This is a genomic window from Pseudomonas bijieensis, from assembly GCF_013347965.1.
GTDB classification, from domain to species: Bacteria; Pseudomonadota; Gammaproteobacteria; order Pseudomonadales; family Pseudomonadaceae; genus Aquipseudomonas; species Aquipseudomonas bijieensis.
The window spans coordinates 2,946,051-2,969,745 of the sequence record NZ_CP048810.1; the positions used below are offsets into that span (position 1 = coordinate 2,946,051).

Here is a 23,695-nt window from a genome sequence, read left to right on the forward strand (position 1 = left end):
TACCTGAATACGGCCTGGGGCAAAGCTGGCGGGGTTCTTCATGGGGTAAAAATCTCCAACAACCGTGGCGCGATAGCGTCCAGGGCAAGAATATGGGCGGCGGCGTCGATGGCGGCGGCCGCTTTGGGCATCCCGTACACCGCACTGCTGCGCTGGTCCTGGGCGATGGTCACATAGCCCTGCTGGCGCATGAGTTTAAGCCCTTGTGCACCATCACGGCCCATGCCAGTGAGCAATACGCCCACCGCGTCGCCACTCCAGTACTGGGCGACACTGTCGAAAAACACGTCGATGGAGGGCCGGTAGATCTCGTTCACCGGCTCGGCGGTGTAGGCCAGGGTGCCATCCTTCAACAAACGCAAATGATGGTTGGTCCCGGCCAGCAACACGGTACCGCTCTGCGGTGTCTCGCCGTGCCGGGCCAGGCGCACCGTATGGCCCGATACACTGCCCAGCCACTCGGCCATGCCTGCGGCGAACACCTCGTCCACATGCTGGACCAGCACGATGGCCGGGGCAAAGTCACGCGGCAGCGCCTTGAGCAGCACCTCCAGCGCCGCCGGCCCGCCCGCGGACGATCCGATGGCCACCAGGCTCTTGCGCGACACTGCCGCACGCTGCGGCGCTGGCGCGGGTCGTTCACGCTTGTTGCGCTCACCGATCAGCCAGCCGATGTTGGTGATCTTGCGCAGCAACGGCGCCGCCGCGTCCGCCGGGTTACCGACGCCCAGGGCCGGGGTATCGACCACATCCAGCGCGCCATGGCCCATCGCCTCGAACACCCGGTGAACGTTCTGCTGGCTGTCACCAGTGACAATCACGATCGCACAGGGGCTGTCGGCCATGATCCGTCGGGTAGCCTCCACGCCATCCATGATCGGCATGAGCAAGTCCATCAGGATCAGGTCCGGGGTGTATTCGGCGCAGCGCTGCACCGCCTCGGCCCCGTTGGTGGCCACCCAGACCAGTTGATGCGCCGGCTCGAACGCCAGGGCGCGGCGCAGGGCCTCGACCGCCAGGGGCATGTCATTGACGATGGCGATCTTCAAGCGCGTGCCCCTCCGATCAATTCGACCACGGCGTCGAGCAAGGCGTCGTCATGGAAACTCGCCTTGGCCAGATAATAGTCGGCGCCAGCGTCCAGGCCACGGCGGCGATCTTCTTCGCGATCCTTGTAGGACACCACCATCACCGGTAACGATTGCAAACGGTTGTCACGCCGCAACAGCGACACCAACTCGATACCGTCCATGCGCGGCATGTCGATGTCAGTGATCAGCAGATCGAAATCCTCCGAGCGCAAGGCGTTCCAGCCGTCCATGCCATCCACCGCCACGGCCACGTCGTAGCCGCGACCCCGCAACAACTTGCGCTGCAGCTCGCGCACGGTCAGGGAATCGTCCACCACCAGGATCCGCTTGCGCGGGGCCTGGGCCTGGTCCTGCCGGGCAATGCGTTCCAGGCGCCCGGTATCGAGCAACTTGTCCACCGAACGCAGCAGGTCTTCGACATCGACGATCAACACCACCGAGCCATCGTCGAGCAAGGCCCCGGAAGAAATGTCCTGGACCTTGCCCAGGCGTTCGTCCAAGGGCAAGACCACCAGGGTCCGCTCACCGATGAAGCGCTCCACCGCCACGCCGTAGATCGTCTCGCGCTCGCGGATCACCACGACCTTGAGGGTCTGGCCGTTGTTCTGCGTGGCCGGGCGATTGAGCAACTGGCTGGCGGCGACCAGCCCCACGTGCCGGCCTTCATGCCAGAAGTGCTGGCGGCCTTCGACCTGCACGATGTCTTCCGGCGCCAGGTCGCACATGCGTTCGATGTGGGCCAGGGGAAAGGCATACGCTTCATCGCCGACTTCCACCACCAGGCTGCGCACCACCGATAGCGTCAGCGGCACCTCGAGATGGAAACGACTGCCCTCGCCTGCCGCCTGCTCCAGCACCACCGCGCCGCGCAACTGCCGGACCATGTGCTGGACGGCGTCCAGGCCGACGCCGCGCCCGGACACTTCGGTGACGGTGTCGCGCAGGCTGAACCCGGGCAGGAACAGGAAGGTCAGCAGCTCCTCTTCGCTCAGGCTGGCGGCGGTTTGCTCAGGAGAAAGACCGCGTTCGACGATGCTGCGGCGCACCCGCTCCAGGTCCACCCCGGCGCCGTCGTCCGCCAGCTCCAACACCAGCAGACCGGCCTGATGAGAGGCGCGCAGGCGGATCAGGCCTTCGGCGGGCTTGCCGGCCAGCAGCCGTTGCTCCGGGGTTTCGATGCCATGGTCCACGGCGTTGCGCAACAAGTGGGTCAGCGGTGCTTCGAGCTTTTCCAGCACATCACGGTCGACCTGGGTTTTCTCGCCTTCAATCTCCAGGCGCACCTGTTTGCCCAGGCTGCGGCCCAGGTCACGGACCATTCGTGCCTGACCCGAAAGCACGTCGGCGAACGGCCGCATGCGACAGGCCAGTGCGGTGTCGTAGAGCACCTGCGCCCGCTGACTGGCCTGCCAGGCGAATTCATCCAGCTCGGCGGTTTTCTGCGCCAGCAACTGCTGGGTTTCGGCGAGCAAGCGGCGGGCATCGCCAAGGGCTTCCTGGGCTTGCAGGCTCAGGGGGTGAGCCTTGAGGTGCACGTTCAGCTCTTCAAGGGCGCGCAAGCCACTGCCTTGCTGGCGCTTGAGCCGTTGCAGCGTCGCCAGCCAGGGCTTGAGGCGCTGCGTCTCCACCAAGGACTTGCTCGACAGGTCGAGCAGACTGTTGAGGCGCTCAGCCGTGACCCGCAGGACCCGCTCGCCGCCTTCGGTGACCCGCTTGCGTTTCGGCGCCGGTTCCATTGCCTCGGGCGATGGCGCTTGCGACAGCTCGACGCGTACCGGCTCGACTGGCGTCTCGATGATCGGTGGCGCCACCGCCGGGACCTGTGGCGCATTGGGATCGAGCAGACGCCCCATCAACGCCACGTAGGCATCGATGTCCGGGGCGCCGACGCTGTTGCCCGGGGTGGCGATGCGTGTCAGCAGGTCAGTGCCTTGCAGCAAGGCGTCGATATGTTCGGCGCCCAGCACCAGGCGCCGCTCCTGGGCGCTGACCAGGCAATCTTCCATCACATGGGCCACGCTGACCCCGGCGTCCACCCCGACAATACGCGCCGCGCCCTTGAGGGAATGCGCCGCACGCATGCACGATTCAAGATGATCGGCCTGGGTCGGATCGCGCTCCAGGGCCAGCAGGCCGGCGCTCAGCACCTGGACCTGGGCTTCGGCTTCCAGGCTGAACAGCTCCAGCAACGAGGTGTCGCGCATCTGATCGGGGGTCATGACAGGCTCCGGGCCACAGCGGACAGCAACTGTTCTTCATCCAGCCAGCGCAGACTGCGGCCCTTATAGGGCAGCACGCCCCGGGTGTACTTGGCCGCCGATTGCGAAGCGCCCGCCAGGATGCGCTCATCGATGGCGTGGATGCCGTCCACCTCATCCACCGGCACCACCACTGGCCCGCCCTTGGCCGCGACAATCAACATGCGTGGCATCACCCGTGCGCCGGAAACTGCCGCCACGCCGGGTTCCAGGTCCAACAGTTCCACCAGCGACAAGCAAGCCACCAGCGCCCCGCGCACGTTCGCCACGCCCAGCAAGGCCCGTGAACGCTGGTGAGGCAAGGAATGGATCGGCTGCAACGGCGCCACTTCCACCAGGCTGCGCGTCGTCAGGCCCAGCCATTCCTCGCCGAGGCGGAACATCAGCAGCGAGCGCGTGACAACATCGCTGTCTACCGGGGCAAGGGACAAATCCCGCTGATCGTGCGGCAAGGCATAACGGTCGAGCAGCCGGGTGGCGGCCGCCGAATACACTGAACAATTACGGCAGTGGATATGCTCGGCCAACAACGGACAGGATTTGTCGCCATGCACACCGATGCGATTCCAGCAGTCGTCGATTGCCTGGGCATCGTCATGGGTGACGGTGTAAGAAGCCGAACCGCTCATCGTTTGTGCTCACTGTCTGCCGTGCGCCCGCTGCGGGCGGCACGTTCCTGCAGTCGACGGGCTCCGGCCGCGTCTCCCTGGGAAGCCAGCAGCGCCGCCAGATGCACCAGGGCCTCGGCGTGTTGCGGTTCAAGATAAAGCGCCTTGCGATAAAAACCCTGGGCTTCCAGCGCGCTGCCGGCCATGTCGCTGAGCAGGCCCAACCAATAGAACACCTGGGCGTTTGGCGCGTGGCTGCGCAAGTATTCTTCGCAAGTCGCACGGGCCTCGGCGCTTTTGCCGCCGTTGGCCAGGGCGGCGATATTGGCCAGCAAGGTCGCGGCATCGCTGCCTTTGGGCTCGGCAATCGGCGTCACGCTCGCCGCAAACGGTCGCGGCCGAATCACCGGCGGGACAACGCGCGACGGTGGCTGCCGAACCGGCAACGGGGTCGACATCAACGCCGGCACTGGCTGTGGCTCGGGAGCCCCCTGGCGGCTGAAAGCGAACGATTGAGCAATCCCGATCGAGCGCATGCCCAGTCGCCCCAGCAAGCTGCCTTCGGCAGGGCCGATAAACAGCACGCCGTCCTGATGGGTCAGGCGCTTGAGTACCTCGAACACTTGCTGTTGGGTCGGCTGGTCGAAATAGATCAGCAGGTTGCGACAGAACACAAAATCGTAAGGTGCCTCGTTCACCAGCAGGGCCGGATCCAGCAGGTTGCCCACTTGCAAGCGCACCTGTTCACGCACCCGTTCGCTGAGGCGGTAGCCCTCGTCTTCGGCGTCGAAATACCGCTCGCGAAAACCCAGCTCCGCACCACGAAAGGAATTCCTGCCGTAACGTGCCTCCTTGGCCCGCGCCACCGACAGCGGGCTGACGTCCAGGCCGTCCACCTTGAACTGATGTGGCCCCAGGCCGGCGTCGAGCAAGGCCATGGCAATAGAGTAAGGCTCTTCACCGGTGGAGCACGGCAAGCTGAGAATGCGCAGGGCCCGCAGGTGCTTGATCTCGGCCAGGCGCTTGACGGCCAGCCTGGCGAGGGTCGCGAAGGATTCGGGATAGCGGAAGAACCAGGTCTCCGGAACGATCACTGCTTCGATCAGCGCCTGCTGCTCCGGGGCCGAATGCTGCAGGCCCTGCCAATATTCATCGGCGGTACGCCCGGGCACGGCAATGATGCGCTGGCGCACGGCCCGCTCAATGATCGCGGTGCCGACGGAGGTCACATCCAGGCCGATGCGCTCCTTGAGAAAATCGAAAAACCGCTGGTCGTTGTTCATGGCAGAGCCTCGAGGTCATCGAGGTTCAGCGGCGACGCAGGAAACAGCAGCCCACGCACTGACTCATCGAGCAGGTCATTGACCCGTACCCATTGCAACAACCCATGGGCATCTTCGCGGACCGGACCGAGGTACGGCGCCTGCCGATTGTCCAGGCCGTAGGGTTTGAAATCGGTCGGGTCACAGCGCACGGTGTCGGTCGCCTGTTCCAGGATCAGGCCCAACACCTGTTCCGTTTGTTGTGCGTCGCACTGATAGCGCACCAGCACCAGTCGCGTGCTGGTCCTGGCCTCGGCACTCTGGCCAAAGGTCAGGGCGCACAGGTCGATCACCGGCACCACCGTCCCGCGCCAGGCAAACACCCCCGCCACCCAGGACGGCGCCCGGGCGATCGGCTTGAGGGGCAGGCGCGGCAGCACTTCCACCACATCGATGGCCTGCAGGGCATAACGCTCGCTGCCGATGCGGAACTCCAGGAACAACGTCTGGCGGGCCGTCGGTGCGGCACCACGCCGGGTCTCGAACTCGCCCATCAGACTTTGAAACGCGAGACGCCGCTGCGCAGCCCCACGGCGACCTGGCTCAGCTCGTCGATGGCGGAACTGGCCTGGCGCAGGGACTCCACGGTCTGGCTGCTGGCATCGCCCAGTTGCACCAGGGCGTGGTTGATCTGCTCAGCCCCCGTGGCCTGGGCCTGCATGCCCTCGTTGACCATCAACACCCGCGGCGCCAAGGCCTGGACCTGATGGATGATCTGCGACAGTTGCTCGCCGACCTGCTGCACTTCGGCCATGCCCCGGCGCACTTCTTCGGAGAACTTGTCCATGCCCATCACGCCGGCCGATACAGCGGACTGGATCTCGCGCACCATCTGCTCGATGTCATAGGTCGCCACGGCGGTCTGGTCGGCCAAGCGTCGGACTTCAGTCGCCACCACGGCGAAACCGCGACCGTACTCACCGGCCTTCTCGGCCTCGATGGCCGCGTTGAGGGACAGCAGGTTGGTCTGGTCGGCCACTTTGACGATGGTCACCACCACCTGGTTGATGTTGCCCGCCTTCTCGTTGAGGATCGCCAACTTGGCGTTCACCAGGTCGGCGGCGCCCATCACCGAATGCATGGTTTCTTCCATGCGCGCCAAGCCTTGCTGGCCGGAACCGGCGGCCACCGAGGCCTGGTCGGCGGCGGTGGAGACTTCGGTCATGGTGCGCACCAGGTCGCGAGAGGTGGCGGCGATTTCCCGGGACGTCGCGCCGATCTCGGTGGTGGTCGCGGCGGTTTCGGTGGCCGTGGCCTGTTGCTGGCGCGAGGTGGCGGCGATCTCGGTGACCGAGGTGGTGACCTGCACCGACGAGCGTTGGGCCTGGGACACCAGTGAGGTCAGCTCGGCCATCATGTCGTTGAAGCCGGTTTCCACGGCACCGAATTCGTCTTTGCGCGCCAGGTTCAAGCGCCCGCTCAGGTCACCGCTGCGCATGATCTCGAGGATTTCCACAATACGGTTCATTGGCGCCATGATCGCGCGCATCAGCAACAGGCCACACAGTACAGCGATAATCAGCGCGACCAGGAACGACAGGCCCATGGCGACCTTGGCCGCCGTCACCGCATCACCGATGGTCTGGGTGGCGTCTTCCGCCAGTTCACGATTGCGCTCGATAATGTGATTCAGATGCCCGCGACCGCCGATCCATGCCGGCGTCAGCTCTTTATCCAGCGCCAGCCGGGCACCTTCGTAGTCCTTGCGCTGGTACAAGTCCAGGACCTTTGCCATGGCCTGGTTGAATGCCAGGTGATTGGCCTCGAACTCATCGAAAGAGGCCTGGTCGGCGGGGTTCTGGATCAGCTTTTGATAGTTCTGTATTTCTTCGCGCAGGTGCTGCTCGAAGCCCTGGTAGCGGGCCTTGTCCTCGGCGGTGATTTCCCGGTTCCCCGAGAGACCGACAATTTGCTGGGTCAAGACGTAGCTGTCGACCCAGCCACCGCGAATCATGGAACTGTAATACACCCCCGGCACCGCATCGGCCCGCACCTTTTCTTCACTGTCCTGGATCTTCAACAACCGTGAATAAGAGACCACCACCATCAGCAACATAATGGCGATGATCACCGCAAAACTCGCCAGGATGCGTTGGCGCAATGTCCAATTCTTCACAGTAAAACCTCGGGCACTTGAAAATGCTGGGGAGTATAGCCGAGGGCGGCGTCGCATCTGTATGGCGCTGTGGGGTGATTTTGGCGAGGCCGAAGCTCACCGTTTTCTCAAAATGAGCAATGCCCCCTTGTGGGAGCGAGCTTGCTCGCGATAGCGGTGTATCAGCCAATGATGCTGTGACTGACCAGGCGCCATCGCGAGCAGGCTCGCTCCCACAGGGAATAGCGTTGGGGCTGTTCTATACGGTCGCCTGGCGCACCTGTTTCTCCAGTTCCACCTTCAACCCCGGTTCCAGCTTGAGTTGGCGCGCCAGTTCATCGAGGTAGGACTTCTCCATGAAGTTTTCCTCGTCCACCAGCATCACGCTGGCGATGTACATTTCCGCGGCCATTTCCGGGGTGCTGGCGGCGCGGGCGACGTCGGTGGGGTCCAGGGGCTTGTTGAGTTCGGCGTGCAGCCAGTGTTGCAGTTCCTGGTCGTTGTTGAGCTTGGTGAACTCACCTTCGATCAACTGCCGCTCACGTTCGTCCACATGGCCGTCGGCCTTGGCCGCCGCCACCAGCGCCTTGAGGATCGCCTGGCTGTGCTGTTCGACCTGCGCCGGCGGAACGCGGTCGAGGGTCTGCGGTTCGGTTTTCGGTGCGCTGCCCTGCTGGGCCTGCCAGTTGCCGTAAGCCTTGTAGGCGATCACGCCCAAGGCCGCCAGGCCACCATAGGCCAGGGCCTTGCCGCCGAAGTTGCGGGCTTTCTTGTTGCCCAGCAACAGGCCCATGGCCCCGGCGGCCAATGCCCCGCCGCCCGCACCGGAAAGCATTCCGCCCAGGTTGCCGGAGCCGCCGAGCAATCCGCCCAGGCCGCCGGACGATTTGCCCTGGGAGCCGCCCGCCTTGTTCTGCAACATTTCCTGGCCGGACTTGAGAAGCTGATCGAGCAATCCACGAGTGTTCATTTGCTGCCTCCACGCATTCGGAGTAACCGGATCATTAAGGCCATCAGCCTAGATCGAAAGTGCCCCGCCGCCCTCGGAGAGATTGCTTCGAGATGTTGCCTGTCGACTCGCTACCCATTGAAAAAAACGATATACACTGCAGATCATCGATAAAACCGCTCAGCGGGTAATCCCCATGATGACGTTGCGTCAGATTCGCCATTTCATCGCCGTGGCCGAAACCGGCTCCATCTCTGCCGCTGCGCAAACGGCCTTCATTTCCCAGTCGACCTTGACCCTGGCCATCCAGCAATTGGAGCAGGAGATCGGCGTCAACCTGTTCAATCGCCACGCCAAGGGCATGACCCTGACGCACCAGGGCCACCAATTCCTGCGCCAGGCCCACTTGATCCTGGCCACCGTCGACAACGCCAAGCGCAGCCTGCAACAAAGCACCGACCAGGTTGCCGGCCGAGTCACCATCGGCGTCACCAGCCTGGTCGCCGGGTATTACCTGGCGGACCTGCTGACCCGTTTCCAGCGCGCCTATCCCAACGTGGAAATCCGCGTCATGGAGGACGAGCGGCCCTACATCGAGCATCTGCTGGTCAGCGGCGAAATCGATGTCGGGGTGCTGATCCTGTCCAACCTGGAAGACCGCCACGCCTTGCAGACCGAAGTCCTGACCCATTCGCCCCATCGCTTGTGGCTGCCGGCGCAGCATCCGCTGCTGGAACACGACAGCATCAACCTGGCCGACGTCGCCCGCGAACCGCTGATCCAGTTGAACGTCGATGAAATGGACCGCAACGCCCAGCGCCTGTGGCGCGGTGCCGGCCTGCAACCGAAGGTCACCCTGCGCACCGCCTCGACCGAAGCGGTGCGCAGCCTGGTGGCGGCGGGATTGGGCGTGTCGATCCAGCCGGACATGACGTACCGCCCATGGTCGCTGGAAGGCGACATCATCGAAGCGCGACCGATTGCCGACCTCAACCAGACCCTCGACGTCGGCCTGGCCTGGCGCCGGGGCACGGCGCGACCGGCGTCGGTCGACCCGTTCCTGGCCGTCGCCCGGGAACAGCCCCATGGCGGACGCAAGCCATCTATTTAATCGAACGAAGCCTTGAGTATTTCGAATTTGTCGGCCTTGAGGCTGAGCACTAGTCTTGCTGCATCACCACATTCCATTGTGGGAGTGAGCAGGCTCGCTCCCACAGGTTCTTTGTTTCCACTGAGACCTATAAAAAAATGGCAGGCACGCAAACCCCGTTATGCACCGCGTTGCTGATAGACGGGGAACTCGCTCCTGGTGAGGGCATTGTCGAGCCGATCCTCAACCCGGCCACCGGCGAAGTGTTGGCTCACATCGCCGAGGCCAGCACCGAGCAGGTCGAAGCCGCGATTCTCGCCGCCTATCACGCCTTCGATGGCTGGTCGCGGACCACGCCACAACAGCGTTCGAACCTGCTGCTGGAGATTGCCAGTGCCATCGAGAAAAACGCCGATGAGCTGGCCCGCCTCGAATCCCTGAACTGCGGCAAGCCACTGCACCTGGCGCGCCAGGATGACCTGAGCGCCACGGTGGATGTATTTCGTTTCTTCGCTGGTGCCGTGCGCTGCCAGACCGGCCAGCTCAGCGGCGAATACCTGCCCGGCTACACCAGCATGGTGCGCCGCGACCCAATCGGTGTAGTGGCGTCCATTGCGCCATGGAATTACCCGATCATGATGGCCGCGTGGAAAATCGCCCCGGCCCTGGCCGCCGGCAATACGCTGGTGTTCAAGCCCTCGGAACACACGCCGCTGTCGATCCTGGCCTTGGCCCCAACGCTGGCCGAGATCCTGCCACGGGGCGTGATCAACATCGTCTGCGGGGGTGGCGAAGGTGTGGGCAGCCATCTGGTCAGCCATCCGAAAGTACGCATGGTCTCGCTGACCGGCGATATCGTCACCGGGCAGAAGATCCTCCAGGCGGCGGCGAAAACCCTCAAGCGCACGCACTTGGAGCTCGGAGGCAAGGCGCCGGTGATCGTGTGCAACGACGCCGACCTCCAGGCGGTGGTCGAAGGCGTGCGTACCTACGGTTATTACAACGCCGGGCAGGATTGCACCGCGGCGTGCCGGATTTACGCCCAAGGGGCGATTCATGACCGGCTGGTGGCCGAACTCGGCGCGGCAGTCAGCAGCCTGCGCTTTGCCGGCAAGCGCGATGCCGACAATGAAATCGGCCCGCTGATCAGCACCCGCCAGCGCGACCGGGTTGCCAGTTTTGTCGAGCGCGCCCTCGGCCAGCCGCACATCGAACGCATCACTGGCGCGGCGGTGCATTCCGGTGCCGGTTTCTATTACCAGCCCACGCTGCTGGCCGGCTGCAAGCAAAGCGATGAAATCGTCCAGCGCGAGGTGTTCGGCCCGGTGGTCACCGTGACCCGCTTCGACGAACTCAGCCAGGCGGTGGACTGGGCCAACGATTCCGAATACGGCCTGGCATCCTCGGTATGGACCCAGAACCTGGACAAGGCCATGCAGGTAGCGGCGCGGCTGCAATACGGCTGCACCTGGATCAACAGCCACTTCATGCTGGTCAGCGAAATGCCCCACGGCGGCCTGAAACGGTCCGGTTATGGCAAAGACCTGTCCAGCGATTCGCTCCAGGACTACAGCGTGGTGCGCCACATCATGGCCCGCCACGGCCAGCATCTGTAGATAACAGCACTACTCTAATAACAGGCCTTCAATGGCGCTTCACCCCGTTGAAACACTGCCCCGACCATAATTAAAGCAAGAGGGATTTCCATGTACGCGCACAAGACCGTATTGCTCAGTGCAATCACCACGGCGCTGCTGACCAGCGTCAGCCTCCAGGCCGCCGAACCGCTCAAGGCCATCGGCGCCGGCGAGGGCCAACTGGATATCGTCGCCTGGCCGGGTTACATCGAACGCGGCGAAAGCGACAAGGCCTACGACTGGGTGACCGGTTTCGAGAAGGAAACCGGCTGCAAGGTCAATGTGAAAACCGCCGCGACGTCCGACGAAATGGTCAGCCTGATGACCAAGGGCGGCTACGACCTGGTCACCGCGTCGGGCGACGCCTCGCTGCGGCTGATTGCCGGCAAGCGCGTGCAACCGATCAACACCGCGCTGATCGCCAACTGGAAAAACCTCGACCCGCGCCTCAAGGATGCGCCGTGGTACGTGGTCAACCAGCAGACCTACGGAACCCCGTATCAGTGGGGCCCGAACGTGTTGATGTACAACACCGAAGTATTCAAGCAGGCGCCCACCAGTTGGGGCGTGCTGTTCAACACCCAGAACCTGCCCGACGGCAAGCCGAACAAGGGACGCGTGCAAGCCTACGATGGCCCGATCTACATCGCCGACGCGGCGCTGTACCTCAAGACCGCCAAGCCTGAGCTGGGCATCAAGGACCCCTACCAACTCGACGAAGCGCAGTACAAGGCCGTGCTGGAATTGTTGCGGGCCCAGCAACCGTTGATCCATCGCTACTGGCACGACACCACCGTGCAGATGAGCGATTTCAAGAACGAAGGCGTGGTGGCGTCCGGCGCCTGGCCGTATCAGGTCAACGGCCTGATGAACGAAAAACAACCGATCGCCTCGACCATTCCAAAAGAAGGTGCCACCGGTTGGGCCGACACCACGATGCTGCACGCCGAGGCCAAGCACCCCAACTGCGCGTACAAATGGATGGACTGGTCGCTGCAACCGAAAGTCCAGGGTGACGTGGCCGCATGGTTCGGCTCGTTGCCAGCGGTACCGGCGGCGTGCAAGGGCAGCGAACTGCTCGGTGCCGAAGGCTGCAAGACCAACGGCTTCGACCAGTTCGACAAGATCGCCTTCTGGAAAACCCCGCAGGCCGAGGGCGGCAAGTTCGTGCCGTACAGCCGCTGGACCCAGGACTACATTGCGATCATGGGTGGGCGGTAAGCCTCAGTCGGCTTAGGAAACTGAACACCGCTCTTGTGTGGGAGCAAGGCTTGCCCGCGATGAAGATGATGCGGTCTTTCGGGGAACCGAGGTGCCTGTATCGCGAGCAAGCTTTGCTCCCACAGCGCTGTTCCCACAGGTCCAGTGTCCGGCCCACCACCAACAATCCAACGGAAGTCGCGCTTTTTGGAGCCCCGCACCATGACGCTTGCAGTCCAATTCACCCAGGTATCCCGTCAGTTTGGCGAAGTGAAGGCCGTTGACCGGGTTTCCATCGACATTCAGGACGGCGAGTTCTTTTCCATGCTGGGCCCCTCCGGCTCGGGCAAGACCACCTGCCTGCGCTTGATCGCCGGGTTCGAACAACCCAGTGCCGGCTCGATCCGCATCCACGGCGAAGAAGCCGCCGGACTCCCGCCCTATCAACGGGACGTCAACACGGTGTTCCAGGATTACGCGCTTTTCCCGCACATGAATGTGCGCGACAACGTCGCCTACGGCTTGAAAGTCAAAGGCGTCGCCAAGGCCGAGCGCATCAAGCGCGCCGACGAAGCACTGGAGATGGTGGCCCTGGACGGTTATGGCGAACGCAAACCCGTGCAACTCTCCGGCGGCCAGCGTCAACGCGTGGCCCTCGCCCGTGCACTGGTCAATCGCCCGCGGGTGTTGCTGCTGGACGAACCCTTGGGCGCCTTGGACCTGAAGCTGCGCGAGCAGATGCAAGGCGAGTTGAAGAAACTGCAACGCCAGCTGGGCATCACCTTCATTTTCGTCACCCACGACCAGACCGAAGCCTTGTCGATGTCCGATCGCGTGGCAGTGTTCAACAAGGGCCGGATCGAACAGGTCGACACGCCGCGCAACCTGTACATGAAACCGGCGACCACCTTCGTCGCCGAGTTCGTCGGTACTTCCAATGTGATTCGCGGCGAACTGGCCCGGGAACTGAGCGGTTATCCACAGCCGTTCTCGATCCGTCCGGAACACGTGCGCTTCGCCGAAGGTCCGTTGGCCGCCCATGAAATCGAAGTCCACGGCCTGCTGCACGACATCCAGTACCAGGGCAGCGCCACGCGCTACGAGTTGAAACTTGCCAACGGCCAGACCCTGAACCTCAGCCAGGCCAACACCCAGTGGCTCGACAACACCGCCCAGCACCAGACTGGCCAGCCCCTCAGCGTACGCTGGGCGCGGGAGGCGATGGTCGTGCTGCATGACACTGTCGGCGGTGAGGTGTGAGATGAACACCCTGACCATCAACCAAACGCCTGCGTCCGGTTCACCGTTGCGGCGTTTTTCCAACCTGCTGTATCGGCGGCCCAACCTGTACCTGTCGATGTTGCTGGTGCCGCCGCTGATCTGGTTCGGCGCGATCTACCTGGGCTCGCTGCTGACCTTGCTGTGGCAGGGCTTCTACACCTTCGATGACTTCACCATGGCGGTCACCCCCGACCTGACCCTGGCGAATTTCACCGCACTGTTCCAGCCCTCGAACTTCGACATCATCCTGCGCACCTTGAGCATGGCCATTGTCGTGTCCATCGCCAGCGCCATCGTCGCGTTCCCGATTGCCTACTACATGGCGCGCTACACCAGCGGCAAGACCAAGGCGTTTTTCTACATCGCAGTGATGTTGCCAATGTGGGCCAGCTACATCGTCAAGGCCTATGCCTGGACGCTGCTGCTGGCCAAGGGTGGCGTAGCGCAGTGGTTCGTCCAGCACCTGGGGCTGGAACCGCTGTTGCAGTTCGTACTGGGGATCCCCGGAGTGGGCGGTAGCACCTTGTCCACCTCACACCTGGGACGTTTCCTGGTGTTCGTCTACATCTGGCTGCCGTTCATGATCCTGCCGATCCAGGCCTCACTGGAGCGCCTGCCGCCATCGCTGCTGCAAGCCTCGGCGGACCTGGGCGCCAGACCACGCCAGACGTTCATGCAGGTGATCTTGCCGCTGTCGATCCCGGGCATTGCCGCCGGCTCGATCTTCACCTTCTCGCTGACCCTGGGGGATTTCATCGTGCCGCAACTGGTGGGCCCGCCGGGCTACTTCGTCGGCAGCATGGTCTACGCCCAGCAAGGCGCCATCGGCAACATGCCCATGGCTGCAGCGTTCACGCTGGTACCCATCGTGCTGATTGCCATCTACCTGTCTATCGTCAAGCGCCTGGGGGCTTTCGATGCACTCTGAAAAATCCTCCTGGGGCCTGAAGATCGCCGCGTGGGGCGGGCTGGTGTTCCTGCATTTCCCGATCCTGATCATCTTCCTCTACGCCTTCAACACCGAGGACGCAGCCTTCAGCTTTCCGCCCAAGGGCCTGACCCTGAAGTGGTTCAGCGTCGCCTTCGCGCGCCCGGATGTGCTCGAAGCTATCAAGCTGTCGTTGCAGATCGCGGCCATCGCCACGCTCATCGCCATGGTGCTCGGTACGCTGGCCTCGGCAGCGCTGTACCGCCGGGATTTCTTCGGCAAGCAGGGCATTTCGCTGATGCTGATCCTGCCGATTGCCCTGCCAGGGATCATCACCGGCATTGCCCTGTTGGCGACCTTCAAGACCCTGGGCATCGAACCGGGCATGTTCACCATCATCGTCGGCCACGCGACCTTTTGCGTGGTGATCGTCTACAACAACGTCATCGCCCGCCTGCGCCGCACCTCCCACAGCCTGATCGAAGCCTCGATGGACCTGGGCGCCGACGGTTGGCAAACCTTCCGCTACATCATCCTGCCCAACCTCGGCTCGGCACTGCTGGCCGGAGGGATGCTGGCGTTTGCGCTGTCGTTCGACGAAATCATCGTTACCACCTTCACCGCCGGCCACGAACGCACGCTGCCGCTGTGGCTGCTCAACCAGCTCAGCCGCCCCCGCGACGTGCCGGTGACCAACGTGGTGGCGATGCTGGTGATGATCGTGACGATGCTACCGATACTCGGCGCTTATTACCTGACCCGCGGGGGTGAGAGCGTGGCGGGGAGTGGCGGGAAATGAATCTGATACTAACGATGACCACCCAATGTGGGAGCGAGCCTGCTCGCGATGGCGTTTCTGATGGCGCCAAAAGCTTCGCGAGCAGGCTCGCTCCCACAGAAAAACGGCGACAGACGAGGATATGCACATGCAAACCAAACTGCTGATCAACGGCCACTTGGTAAACGGCGAAGGCCCCGGCCAGGCTGTGTTCAACCCCGCGCTGGGGCGGGTGCTGGTGGAAATCAACGAAGCCAGCGAAGCCCAGGTCGATGCCGCCGTGCGCGCCGCCGACACCGCCTTCGAGTCTTGGTCGCAAGTGTCGCCCAAGGACCGCTCCCTGCTCCTGCTCAAACTGGCCGATGCCATCGAAGCCCACGGCGAAGAACTGGCCAAGCTCGAATCGGACAATTGCGGTAAACCCTTGAGCGCCGCTCTGAACGACGAGATCCCGGCGATCGCCGACGTGTTCCGCTTCTTTGCCGGCGCCAGCCGCTGCATGAACGGCTCGGCGGGCGGCGAATACCTGCCGGGGCACACCTCGATGATCCGCCGCGACCCGGTGGGGGTCATCGCCTCCATCGCGCCATGGAACTACCCGTTGATGATGGTTGCCTGGAAAATCGCCCCGGCCCTGGCCGCTGGTAATACCGTGGTGCTCAAGCCATCGGAACAGACCCCGCTGACCGCGTTGCGCCTGGCGGAACTGGCGTCGGAAATTTTTCCAGCGGGTGTGCTCAACGTGGTGTTCGGTCGTGGGCAAACCGTCGGCCAGCCGCTGGTGACTCATCCGAAAGTGCGCATGGTGTCGCTGACCGGCTCCATCGCCACCGGTTCGAACATCATTTCCAGCACCGCCGACAGCGTCAAGCGCACGCACATGGAACTGGGCGGCAAGGCCCCGGTGATCATTTTCGACGACGCCGACATCGACGCGGCGGTGGAAGGCATCCGCACCTTCGGGTTCTACAACGCCGGCCAGGATTGCACGGCCGCATGCCGCATCTATGCCCAGCAAGGCATCTACGACCGCTTCGTCGAGAAGCTCGGCGCCGCGGTGGGCAGTATCAAGTACGGCCTGCAAACCGCGCCAGACACCGAGATGGGCCCGCTGATCACCGCCCAGCACCGCGACCGCGTCGCCGGCTTCGTCGAACGCGCCATCGCCCAGCCGCATATCCGCCTGGTCACCGGCGGCAAGGCCGTGGACGGCAACGGGTTCTTCTTCGAACCAACGGTGCTGGCCGACGCGCAGCAGGATGACGAAATCGTCCGCCGCGAAGTCTTCGGGCCGGTGGTGTCCGTCACGCCGTTCCTCGACGAAGCGCAAGTGCTGGCCTGGGCCAACGATTCGGACTACGGCCTGGCTTCATCGGTGTGGACCGCCGACGTCGGCCGCGCCCATCGCCTGTCGGCACGCCTGCAATACGGCTGCACCTGGGTCAACACGCACTTCATGCTCGTCAGCGAAATGCCCCATGGCGGTCAGAAACGTTCCGGCTATGGCAAGGACATGTCCATGTATGGGCTGGAGGATTACACGGTGGTGCGGCATGTGATGTTCAAGCATTGAAGCCAAGACAACGTTAGCAACACATGCTCGCCGGTTGACGGAAATCCTGGCAGGACCTAGGGTGTCTACAACGTATACAGCTTGGAGATTAGCCATGGCCTCGCCCGTTTTGTCCTTTCGTGTGGAAGAAGGTCTGGCCCAACAGCTGGATTTGCTGGCTGCCGCCACCGACCGCGACCGTCAATATCACCTCAAGCGTGCACTGGTTCGATATGTAGAGGCCGAGTCCTGGCATCTGCAAGCCATCAGCGAAGGCATAGCAGACGCCGATGCTGGAAATCTGACCGATCTGGATGCCGTGAAGGCTAAGTGGGCAAAACGTGCCGAGCATCGTACTGACCGATAAAGCACAGAGTGACCTCGACTCGATTCATGAACATTACCAAAGCGCTATCGGCACGCAAGGCGCTGACGATGTCATCATCGCCATCCTGGAGACGCTGCGACAATTGCAGCGTTTTCCCGGTTCAGGCCGTCCTTCAGTCGTTCCCGATATTCGAGAGCTGGTGCTGACACGCTATCCATTCGTTGCGCCTTACCGACTCGTACAGGGGCAATTGCAAATCCTGCGGATATTGCACCAGTGCAGCGAACGGCCCCAGGATTGGTCGATGGAGTAACTTTGGCCGGTGCTCTCCTGGCCCGGCCATCATCACCGCGCTTGATCAGAATCTGGAAACACTGCGCATCGCATCCACCAGGTAACGCATGGCGATGCGGTCGTTTTCCGACAGTTCCCGATAGCGCTCCACCAGCCTTAACTCTTCCAGGCTGAGCCGTCGTGTCCTGCGTCCATTGGTCAGGCCTGGAAAGATCCCCAGCATTTCGGTAATGCCCTGTATTTTTGTCATGAACTGTCCTTCTTTACGTCGAGTTGACCTGATAGCGCCGTCTGAATCCGGGTTGAATCGTCTATCACGCTAAAGAATAGGGAGGATTCAAAGCGTGAAAAGGGAGTTTTAGAGTAATTAGTCAAAAAAAGTTGGAATCGACATAAAAAAAGAAATAACTGTAAGAAAATTTGACCAAGCCACGCTTTCCCTTTCTCTCCAAGCCTGCATTTCCCCTATGATTTTGCGCCTCGGTGAACCGATCCAGCTCTCAGGCATCTGTTCTAACGTTCGTCGCGTTTGGCCAAAGGCATGTCCGAACTCCTTTACCAATCTCTGTTGCCAGGATCGGCTCGGGATTGTTTCGAGAAAGGTTGTATTTATGCACCGCAGGAATCTGCTCAAGGCCTCCATGGCTTTCGCCGCCTACACTGGGCTATCGGCCTCCGGGCTCATGGCCGCCCGCGCCTGGGCCGCCGATCAGACTGCCGACGGCGAAGCCCGTCCCTTCGATTTCAACGGTTTGAAGGATCAGGCCCGGCGGCTGGCCGAGAGCCGCTACGTCGACACCAAGCAAGTCCTGCCACCGACCCTGGCCCAAATGTCGCCGCTGCAGTTCAACGCCATCCGTTATGACGCCAATCATTCGCTGTGGAATGAGCTGGACGGGCAACTGGACGCACAATTCTTCCACGTCGGCATGGGTTTCAAGCAGCCGGTGCGCATGTACAGCGTCGACCCGAAGACGCGTATGGCCCGTGAGGTGCACTTTCGTCCGGAACTGTTCAACTATGAGAAAACCACGGTCAACACCTCGCAGTTGACGGGTGACCTGGGCTTCGCCGGCTTCCGCGTCTTCAAGGCGCCGGAACTGGACCGGCACGACATCGTTTCTTTCCTGGGGGCCAGCTATTTCCGCGCCGTGGACGCCAGCGGCCAGTACGGGCTGTCGGCACGCGGCCTGGCCATTGACACCTATGCCAAGAAGCGTGAGGAATTCCCGGACTTCACCAAGTTCTGGTTCGAAACCCCGGAGAAGAACAGCACCCGGTTCGTGGTCTACGCCCTGCTCGACTCCCCCAGCGCCACCGGTGCCTATCGGTTTGATATCGATTGCCAGCCGACCCGGGTGGTGATGGAGATCGACGCGCACATCAATGCCCGTACCGCCATCGAGCAACTGGGCATTGCGCCCATGACCAGCATGTTCAGCTGCGGCACCGTCGAGCGGCGCATGTGCGACACCATCCATCCGCAAATCCACGATTCCGACCGGCTGGCCATGTGGCGCGGCAACGGCGAGTGGGTCTGCCGCCCGTTGAACAACCCCGCCAACCTGCAGTTCAATGCCTACGCCGACAAGGACCCGAAAGGCTTCGGCCTGGTGCAGACCGACCATGACTTTGCCAGCTACCAGGACACCGTAGACTGGTACAGCAAGCGCCCGAGCCTGTGGGTCGAGCCTACGACGGCCTGGGGCGAAGGCTCGGTTGACCTGCTGGAAATTCCTACCACCGGCGAAACCCTGGATAACATCGTTGCGTTCTGGACACCGAAAAAACCGGTGGCTGCCGGCGACTCGCTGAACTATGGCTACAAGCTCTACTGGAGCGCGCTGCCACCCGTGAGCACGGACCTGGCCCACGTCGACGCCACCCGCTCAGGCATGGGCGGTTTCATCGAGGGCTGGGCGCCGGGCGAGCATTACCCGACCGTCTGGGCCCGTCGCTTTGCCGTGGACTTCAGCGGCGGCGGCCTCGACCAATTGCCGCCGGGCACCGGCATCGAACCGGTGGTGACCTGCTCCCACGGCGAGGTGAAGGACTTCAACGTGCTGGTGCTGGATGCGATCAAGGGCTACCGCATCACCTTCGACTGGTACCCGACCGACGACCGTGTGGACCCGGTGCAGATGCGCCTGTTCATTCGCACCAAGGACCGGACCTTGAGCGAGACCTGGTTGTACCAGTACTTCCCGCCGGCACCGGATAAGCGCAAGTATCCCTGAGCCCTGCTGCGTCAGGAATGACGCCTTCGCGAGCAAGCCCGCTCCCACATTGAGCCTTGTTGTGAACGCTATCCGCGCCACACAACAGATCCACTGAGGGAGCGAGCCTGCTCGCGATGAGGCCGGTACAAGCACCAATTTTTTTCAAACAAACAAAAAGCCCCGGCCAATGACGACCGGGGCTTTTGGTTTTACCAAGCACTCAATCCCGCAAATCCGACTCATGGATCGGCTGGTCCCGATGCGTGGCCCGCTGGTACTGCGCCGGCCATGTAGCCTTGCGTCCACCCAAGTCATCATCGGCATGCAGGGCCCAGTACGGATCGCGCAACAATTCCCGGGCGAGGAAAATGATGTCGGCCTGGCAGGTGCGCAGGATGTGTTCGGCCTGGGCCGGTTCGGTAATCATGCCGACAGTGCCAGTGGCGATTTCCGACTCCTTGCGTACCCGTTCGGCAAAGCGTGTCTGGTAGCCCGGGCCGGTGGGAATTTCCGCATTCGCGGCGGTGCCGCCCGATGACACATCGATCAAGTCCACTCCCAGGGCCCTGAAGCGTCGCGCCAGCTCCACGGTTTCATCCGGGTTCCAACCGTCCTCGACCCAGTCGGTGGCGGAGACGCGCACGAACACCGGCAACTCTTCAGGCCATACGGCCCGCACCGCCTCGGTCACTTGCAACACCAGGCGGATGCGGTTCTCGAACGAGCCGCCGTATTGATCGCGTCGCTGATTGCTCAAGGGCGACAGGAATTGATGCAGCAGATAGCCATGGGCCGCGTGGACTTCGACCACTTTGAATCCGGCCGTCAGGCTGCGTTTTGCCGCGTCCACGAACGCCTGGACAATACCGGCGATCTGTCCTTCATCCAGTTGGACGGGCTGAGTGTGCTGCGGGTCGAAGGCAATCGGCGACGGACCGACCGGCACCCAGCCGCCATCCTCCGGTTTTACGCTGCCATGCTTGCCCAGCCAGGGTCGCCAGGTGCTGGCCTTGCGCCCGGCGTGGGCCAGTTGAATGCCTGGCACAGCCCCTTGGGCGGTGATGAAGCGGGTGATGCGTTGCAGGGGTTCGATCTGTTCATCGTTCCACAAGCCCAGGTCCTGGGCTGTGATGCGGCCATCAGCGGTGACAGCGGTGGCCTCGGTAAACACCAGGCCTGCCCCGCCCACGGCGCGACTGCCCAGGTGCACCAAGTGCCAGTCGTTGGCCAGGCCATCGGCGCTCGAATACTGGCACATCGGCGACACCGCGATGCGATTGGGTAAGGTCAATTGGCGAAGGGTATAGGGTTCCAGCAGCAGACTCATGGGGCACCTCTCGAATCAGTGGGCAGGCTCCAGGGTTCTGTTTGAAAAGTCGACGAGTGACAAAAGGTGCAACAACCCGCCCCCGCGGGCAAAGAAAATCGACAAGACGTCACAAGGGCTATCAAGCAGTGCTTAGAGCCTAGTCGACAACCCGGGATCAGGGTGGGTTCAGAATTAAAAACCGACAGTGTGGCGAGGGGATTCATCCCCTCGCCACAGGAAAACATTCCCGCAGTAACTAACGGCTTGAGCCTACCGCGGCTCGATATGGGCAATCATCAACTGCACCGTTTCCTGGCCGCGGAACTCGTTGAGGTCGAGCTTATAGGCCAGTTCCACCCAGCGCACGGTGGGGTTCGGCCAGATCTCGCGGTCGATGCCGAAGGCGATGCCATCAAGCTTCACCGAACCGCATTCGCTCTTGAGCACCACCTTCAGGTGCCGCTCGCCCACCACCCGCTGTTCGACCAACTGGAACACGCCGTGGAACATCGGCTCCGGGAAATGCTGGCCCCAGGGCCCGGCGTGACGCAGCGCCCGGGCCAGTTCCAAGTGGAATTCCTCCACCGCCAGGGTGCCGTCCGACAACAGCCGACCGGTCAGGTCTTCTTCGCGCAATTGCCGGCGCACTTCCGCGTCAAACGCCTCGGCGAACAATGGGAAATTCGCTTCCGGCAGCGTCAGCCCCGCCGCCATGGCGTGACCGCCGTACTTGCTGATCAGGGTCGGATGCTGCGCCGCCACCACACTCAGCGCATCGCGGATGTGAAAGCCCGGCACCGAGCGGCCCGAGCCCTTGAGCAGACCGTCGCCGGCATCGGCAAAGGCGATGGTCGGGCGGAAATAGCGCTCTTTCATCCGCGAGGCAAGGATACCGATCACGCCCTGGTGCCACTGCGGATCGAACAGGCACAAGCCGAATGGCATCGACTCCACCGGCAGGTCCTTGAGCTGGGCCAGGGCTTCGCGCTGCATGCCCTGCTCGATGGATTTGCGGTCCTGGTTCATGCCGTCCAGTTGCGCCGCCATCTCCCGCGCCAGGGCGGCATCGTTGGTGAGCAGGCACTCGATACCCAGGCTCATGTCGTCCAGGCGCCCCGCCGCATTCAGACGCGGACCGAGGATAAACCCGAGGTCCGTGGAGGTAATGCGCGAATGGTCACGCTTGGCCACTTCGAGAATGGCCTTGATCCCGGGACGGGCACGCCCAGCACGAATCCGCTCCAGGCCCTGGTGCACCAGAATGCGATTATTGGCGTCCAGGGGCACCACGTCAGCCACGCTGCCCAGGGCCACCAGGTCCAACAGCTCACCAATGTTCGGCTGGGGTTTGCTGGTGTACCAACCCAGGCTGCGCAGACGGGCACGCAACGCCATCAGCACGTAAAAAATAACCCCGACACCCGCCAGCGCCTTGCTCGGGAATTCGCAGCCCGGCTGGTTCGGATTGACGATCGCATCGGCCAGCGGCAGTTCGAGGCCCGGCAAGTGGTGGTCGGTGACCAGCACCTTGAGCCCCGCCGCTTTCGCCGCCGCCACACCTTCCACGCTGGAAATGCCGTTGTCCACGGTGATCAGCAACTGCGGCTCGCGAGTCAGCGCGACTTCGACGATTTCCGGGGTCAGCCCGTAGCCGTATTCGAAGCGGTTGGGCACCAGATAGTCGACATGGGCCGCGCCGAGCAGACGCAGCCCCAGCATGCCGACGGTGCTGGCGGTCGCGCCATCGGCATCGAAGTCACCGACGATCAGGATGCGCTGGCGTTCTTCCAGCGCCGTCACCAGCAGATCCACCGCGGCGTCGATCCCCTTGAGCTGCTGATAAGGAATCAAGCGCGCCAGGCTCTTGTCCAGTTCAGCCTCGGACTGCACGCCACGCGCTGCGTACAGGCGGGTCAACAGCGGCGGCAGGTCACCGAGAAATGGCAGGGTGTCGGGTAACTGGCGGGGTTCTATGCGCATGGGGGAACGGACATTTCTCTATTTTTTGGAATCCTGGACTGTGGCGAGGGAGCTTGCTCCCGCTGGGCTGCGTAGCGGCCCCCTTTTGTGGGTGCTGCGCACCCAAGCGGGAGCAAGCTCCCTCGCCACAATGAGTTCACTCAATACCGGGTCAATGGCTCAACCACGCTCGCCCAGCAGCCATTGCAGTTGGACTTCATGCTGACCACGGTCGTCGGTCACGAAAATCGTACCCTCACTGATCATCACGTCCCACTTGATCACGCGAGGCATGTCCTGGGCCAGGGTTTCCAGCACTTCCTGAGGCACGGCGGCGATGTTGACGTTCTTCAGGTTTTTGACGGCCGGGATCACCTTGCCTTCCCACACTCGCAGGCTGCCGTAGGCCAGCAGGCTGGTACGCTCGGTGCGACGCGAACACCAGGTCAGGCGATCGGCGTCAGGCTGGCCGACTTCGATCCAGTGCAAAACACGGTCATCCAGGCTTTTTTCCCACAGCGCGGGTTCATCGACGTCTGACAGACCACGACCAAACGCCAGCAGCTCGTTGTACCAGAACGCGTAGGCCAACAGGCGCACGGTCATGCGCTCTTCGGTCTCCGAAGGATGGCGGGCGATGGTCTGCTTCACATTCTCATACACATTGCGGTCGAGATCAGTGAGGTTCAGTTCAAACTTATAAGTCGTGGACGGCTGGGCCATGAACGGGCTTCTTGATACGAAGAAAGGCGGCAAGTCTAACCGATGACGCGGGCAATCCACGAATTGCCGACCAT

Annotated in this window: 21 protein-coding genes; 10 read left to right on the forward strand and 11 right to left on the reverse strand. The window is 62.7% G+C overall.

The features are described 5' to 3' along the window. Positions 1-38: 38 nt before the first annotated feature. The 7 genes from cheB to GN234_RS12915 all read right to left on the reverse strand — a co-directional run bounded on the left by cheB (position 39) and on the right by GN234_RS12915 (position 8,344). Positions 39-1,049, reverse strand: coding sequence for a chemotaxis response regulator protein-glutamate methylesterase (gene cheB, locus GN234_RS12885; protein WP_109753673.1), 1,011 nt, complete (start codon positions 1,047-1,049; stop codon positions 39-41). Further along, a complete protein-coding gene (locus tag GN234_RS12890) occupies positions 1,046-3,310 on the reverse strand; it encodes a hybrid sensor histidine kinase/response regulator (RefSeq protein WP_109753672.1) in 2,265 nt (754 codons plus the stop codon). The genes cheB and GN234_RS12890 overlap by 4 nt, the downstream gene beginning before the upstream one ends. Next, positions 3,307-3,978 (reverse strand): chemotaxis protein CheW, encoded by a 672-nt coding sequence (locus GN234_RS12895; protein ID WP_109753671.1) that lies wholly within the window; start codon positions 3,976-3,978, stop codon positions 3,307-3,309. The genes GN234_RS12890 and GN234_RS12895 overlap by 4 nt, the downstream gene beginning before the upstream one ends. Further along, the gene (locus GN234_RS12900; protein WP_176688565.1) at positions 3,975-5,240 is read right to left on the reverse strand and encodes a CheR family methyltransferase; all 1,266 of its coding nucleotides are present in this window, start codon (positions 5,238-5,240) and stop codon (positions 3,975-3,977) included. The genes GN234_RS12895 and GN234_RS12900 overlap by 4 nt, the downstream gene beginning before the upstream one ends. Continuing rightward, on the reverse strand, positions 5,237-5,773 hold the full coding sequence (locus tag GN234_RS12905) for a chemotaxis protein CheW (protein WP_116831543.1): 537 nt from the start codon (positions 5,771-5,773) through the stop codon (positions 5,237-5,239). Before GN234_RS12905 ends, GN234_RS12900 begins: the two co-directional genes overlap by 4 nt. After that, a complete protein-coding gene (locus GN234_RS12910) occupies positions 5,773-7,395 on the reverse strand; it encodes a methyl-accepting chemotaxis protein (protein ID WP_109753668.1) in 1,623 nt (540 codons plus the stop codon). Before GN234_RS12910 ends, GN234_RS12905 begins: the two co-directional genes overlap by 1 nt. A 238-nt stretch (positions 7,396-7,633) precedes the next feature. After that, positions 7,634-8,344, reverse strand: coding sequence for a tellurite resistance TerB family protein (locus tag GN234_RS12915; protein WP_176688566.1), 711 nt, complete (start codon positions 8,342-8,344; stop codon positions 7,634-7,636). Between the two features lie 175 nt (positions 8,345-8,519). Here GN234_RS12915 and GN234_RS12920 point away from each other — a divergent pair, with 175 nt between their 5' ends. From GN234_RS12920 to GN234_RS12960, 9 genes are all read left to right on the forward strand, one after another. Further along, a complete protein-coding gene (locus GN234_RS12920) occupies positions 8,520-9,434 on the forward strand; it encodes a LysR family transcriptional regulator (RefSeq protein WP_176688567.1) in 915 nt (304 codons plus the stop codon). Positions 9,435-9,571: 137 nt separating this feature from the next. Further along, entirely contained in the window at positions 9,572-11,029 is a 1,458-nt protein-coding gene (locus GN234_RS12925; protein ID WP_176688568.1) for a gamma-aminobutyraldehyde dehydrogenase, read from the forward strand. Between the two features lie 90 nt (positions 11,030-11,119). Beyond that, the gene (gene ydcS / locus GN234_RS12930) at positions 11,120-12,271 is read left to right on the forward strand and encodes a putative ABC transporter substrate-binding protein YdcS (RefSeq protein WP_176688569.1); all 1,152 of its coding nucleotides are present in this window, start codon (positions 11,120-11,122) and stop codon (positions 12,269-12,271) included. Between the two features lie 201 nt (positions 12,272-12,472). Next, the gene (locus GN234_RS12935; RefSeq protein ID WP_176688570.1) at positions 12,473-13,510 is read left to right on the forward strand and encodes an ABC transporter ATP-binding protein; all 1,038 of its coding nucleotides are present in this window, start codon (positions 12,473-12,475) and stop codon (positions 13,508-13,510) included. Between the two features lies 1 nt (position 13,511). Beyond that, positions 13,512-14,459: an ABC transporter permease gene (locus GN234_RS12940; RefSeq protein WP_109753662.1), complete on the forward strand. Its 948-nt coding sequence runs from the start codon at positions 13,512-13,514 to the stop codon at positions 14,457-14,459. Beyond that, the gene (locus tag GN234_RS12945) at positions 14,449-15,258 is read left to right on the forward strand and encodes an ABC transporter permease (RefSeq protein WP_116831540.1); all 810 of its coding nucleotides are present in this window, start codon (positions 14,449-14,451) and stop codon (positions 15,256-15,258) included. Before GN234_RS12940 ends, GN234_RS12945 begins: the two co-directional genes overlap by 11 nt. Positions 15,259-15,385: 127 nt before the next feature. Next, positions 15,386-16,810, forward strand: a complete 1,425-nt coding sequence (locus tag GN234_RS12950) for a gamma-aminobutyraldehyde dehydrogenase (RefSeq protein ID WP_116831539.1) — start codon at positions 15,386-15,388, stop codon at positions 16,808-16,810. Positions 16,811-16,904: 94 nt separating this feature from the next. Further along, on the forward strand, positions 16,905-17,156 hold the full coding sequence (locus GN234_RS12955) for a CopG family ribbon-helix-helix protein (RefSeq protein ID WP_109753659.1): 252 nt from the start codon (positions 16,905-16,907) through the stop codon (positions 17,154-17,156). Beyond that, positions 17,131-17,430 carry a type II toxin-antitoxin system RelE/ParE family toxin gene (locus GN234_RS12960; protein WP_176688571.1) on the forward strand — a complete coding sequence of 100 codons (300 nt, stop codon included), beginning with the start codon at positions 17,131-17,133 and terminating at the stop codon, positions 17,428-17,430. The genes GN234_RS12955 and GN234_RS12960 overlap by 26 nt, the downstream gene beginning before the upstream one ends. A 45-nt stretch (positions 17,431-17,475) precedes the next feature. On the opposite strand, the gene GN234_RS12965 is transcribed toward GN234_RS12960, so the two are convergent. After that, positions 17,476-17,661, reverse strand: a complete 186-nt coding sequence (locus GN234_RS12965; RefSeq protein WP_109753657.1) for a hypothetical protein — start codon at positions 17,659-17,661, stop codon at positions 17,476-17,478. A 361-nt stretch (positions 17,662-18,022) separates the two neighbouring features. On the opposite strand from GN234_RS12965, the gene GN234_RS12970 reads away from it, so the two are divergent. Further along, entirely contained in the window at positions 18,023-19,648 is a 1,626-nt protein-coding gene (locus tag GN234_RS12970) for a glucan biosynthesis protein D (RefSeq protein WP_176688572.1), read from the forward strand. Between the two features lie 202 nt (positions 19,649-19,850). On the opposite strand, the gene GN234_RS12975 is transcribed toward GN234_RS12970, so the two are convergent. The 3 genes from GN234_RS12975 to GN234_RS12985 form a co-directional block, all read right to left on the reverse strand. Continuing rightward, entirely contained in the window at positions 19,851-20,957 is a 1,107-nt protein-coding gene (locus GN234_RS12975; protein WP_176688573.1) for an NADH:flavin oxidoreductase/NADH oxidase, read from the reverse strand. Positions 20,958-21,209: 252 nt separating this feature from the next. Beyond that, the gene (gene recJ / locus GN234_RS12980) at positions 21,210-22,919 is read right to left on the reverse strand and encodes a single-stranded-DNA-specific exonuclease RecJ (RefSeq protein WP_176688574.1); all 1,710 of its coding nucleotides are present in this window, start codon (positions 22,917-22,919) and stop codon (positions 21,210-21,212) included. Positions 22,920-23,078: 159 nt separating this feature from the next. Further along, on the reverse strand, positions 23,079-23,621 hold the full coding sequence (locus GN234_RS12985) for a YaeQ family protein (RefSeq protein ID WP_003198109.1): 543 nt from the start codon (positions 23,619-23,621) through the stop codon (positions 23,079-23,081). Between the last annotated feature and the right edge of the window lie 74 nt (positions 23,622-23,695).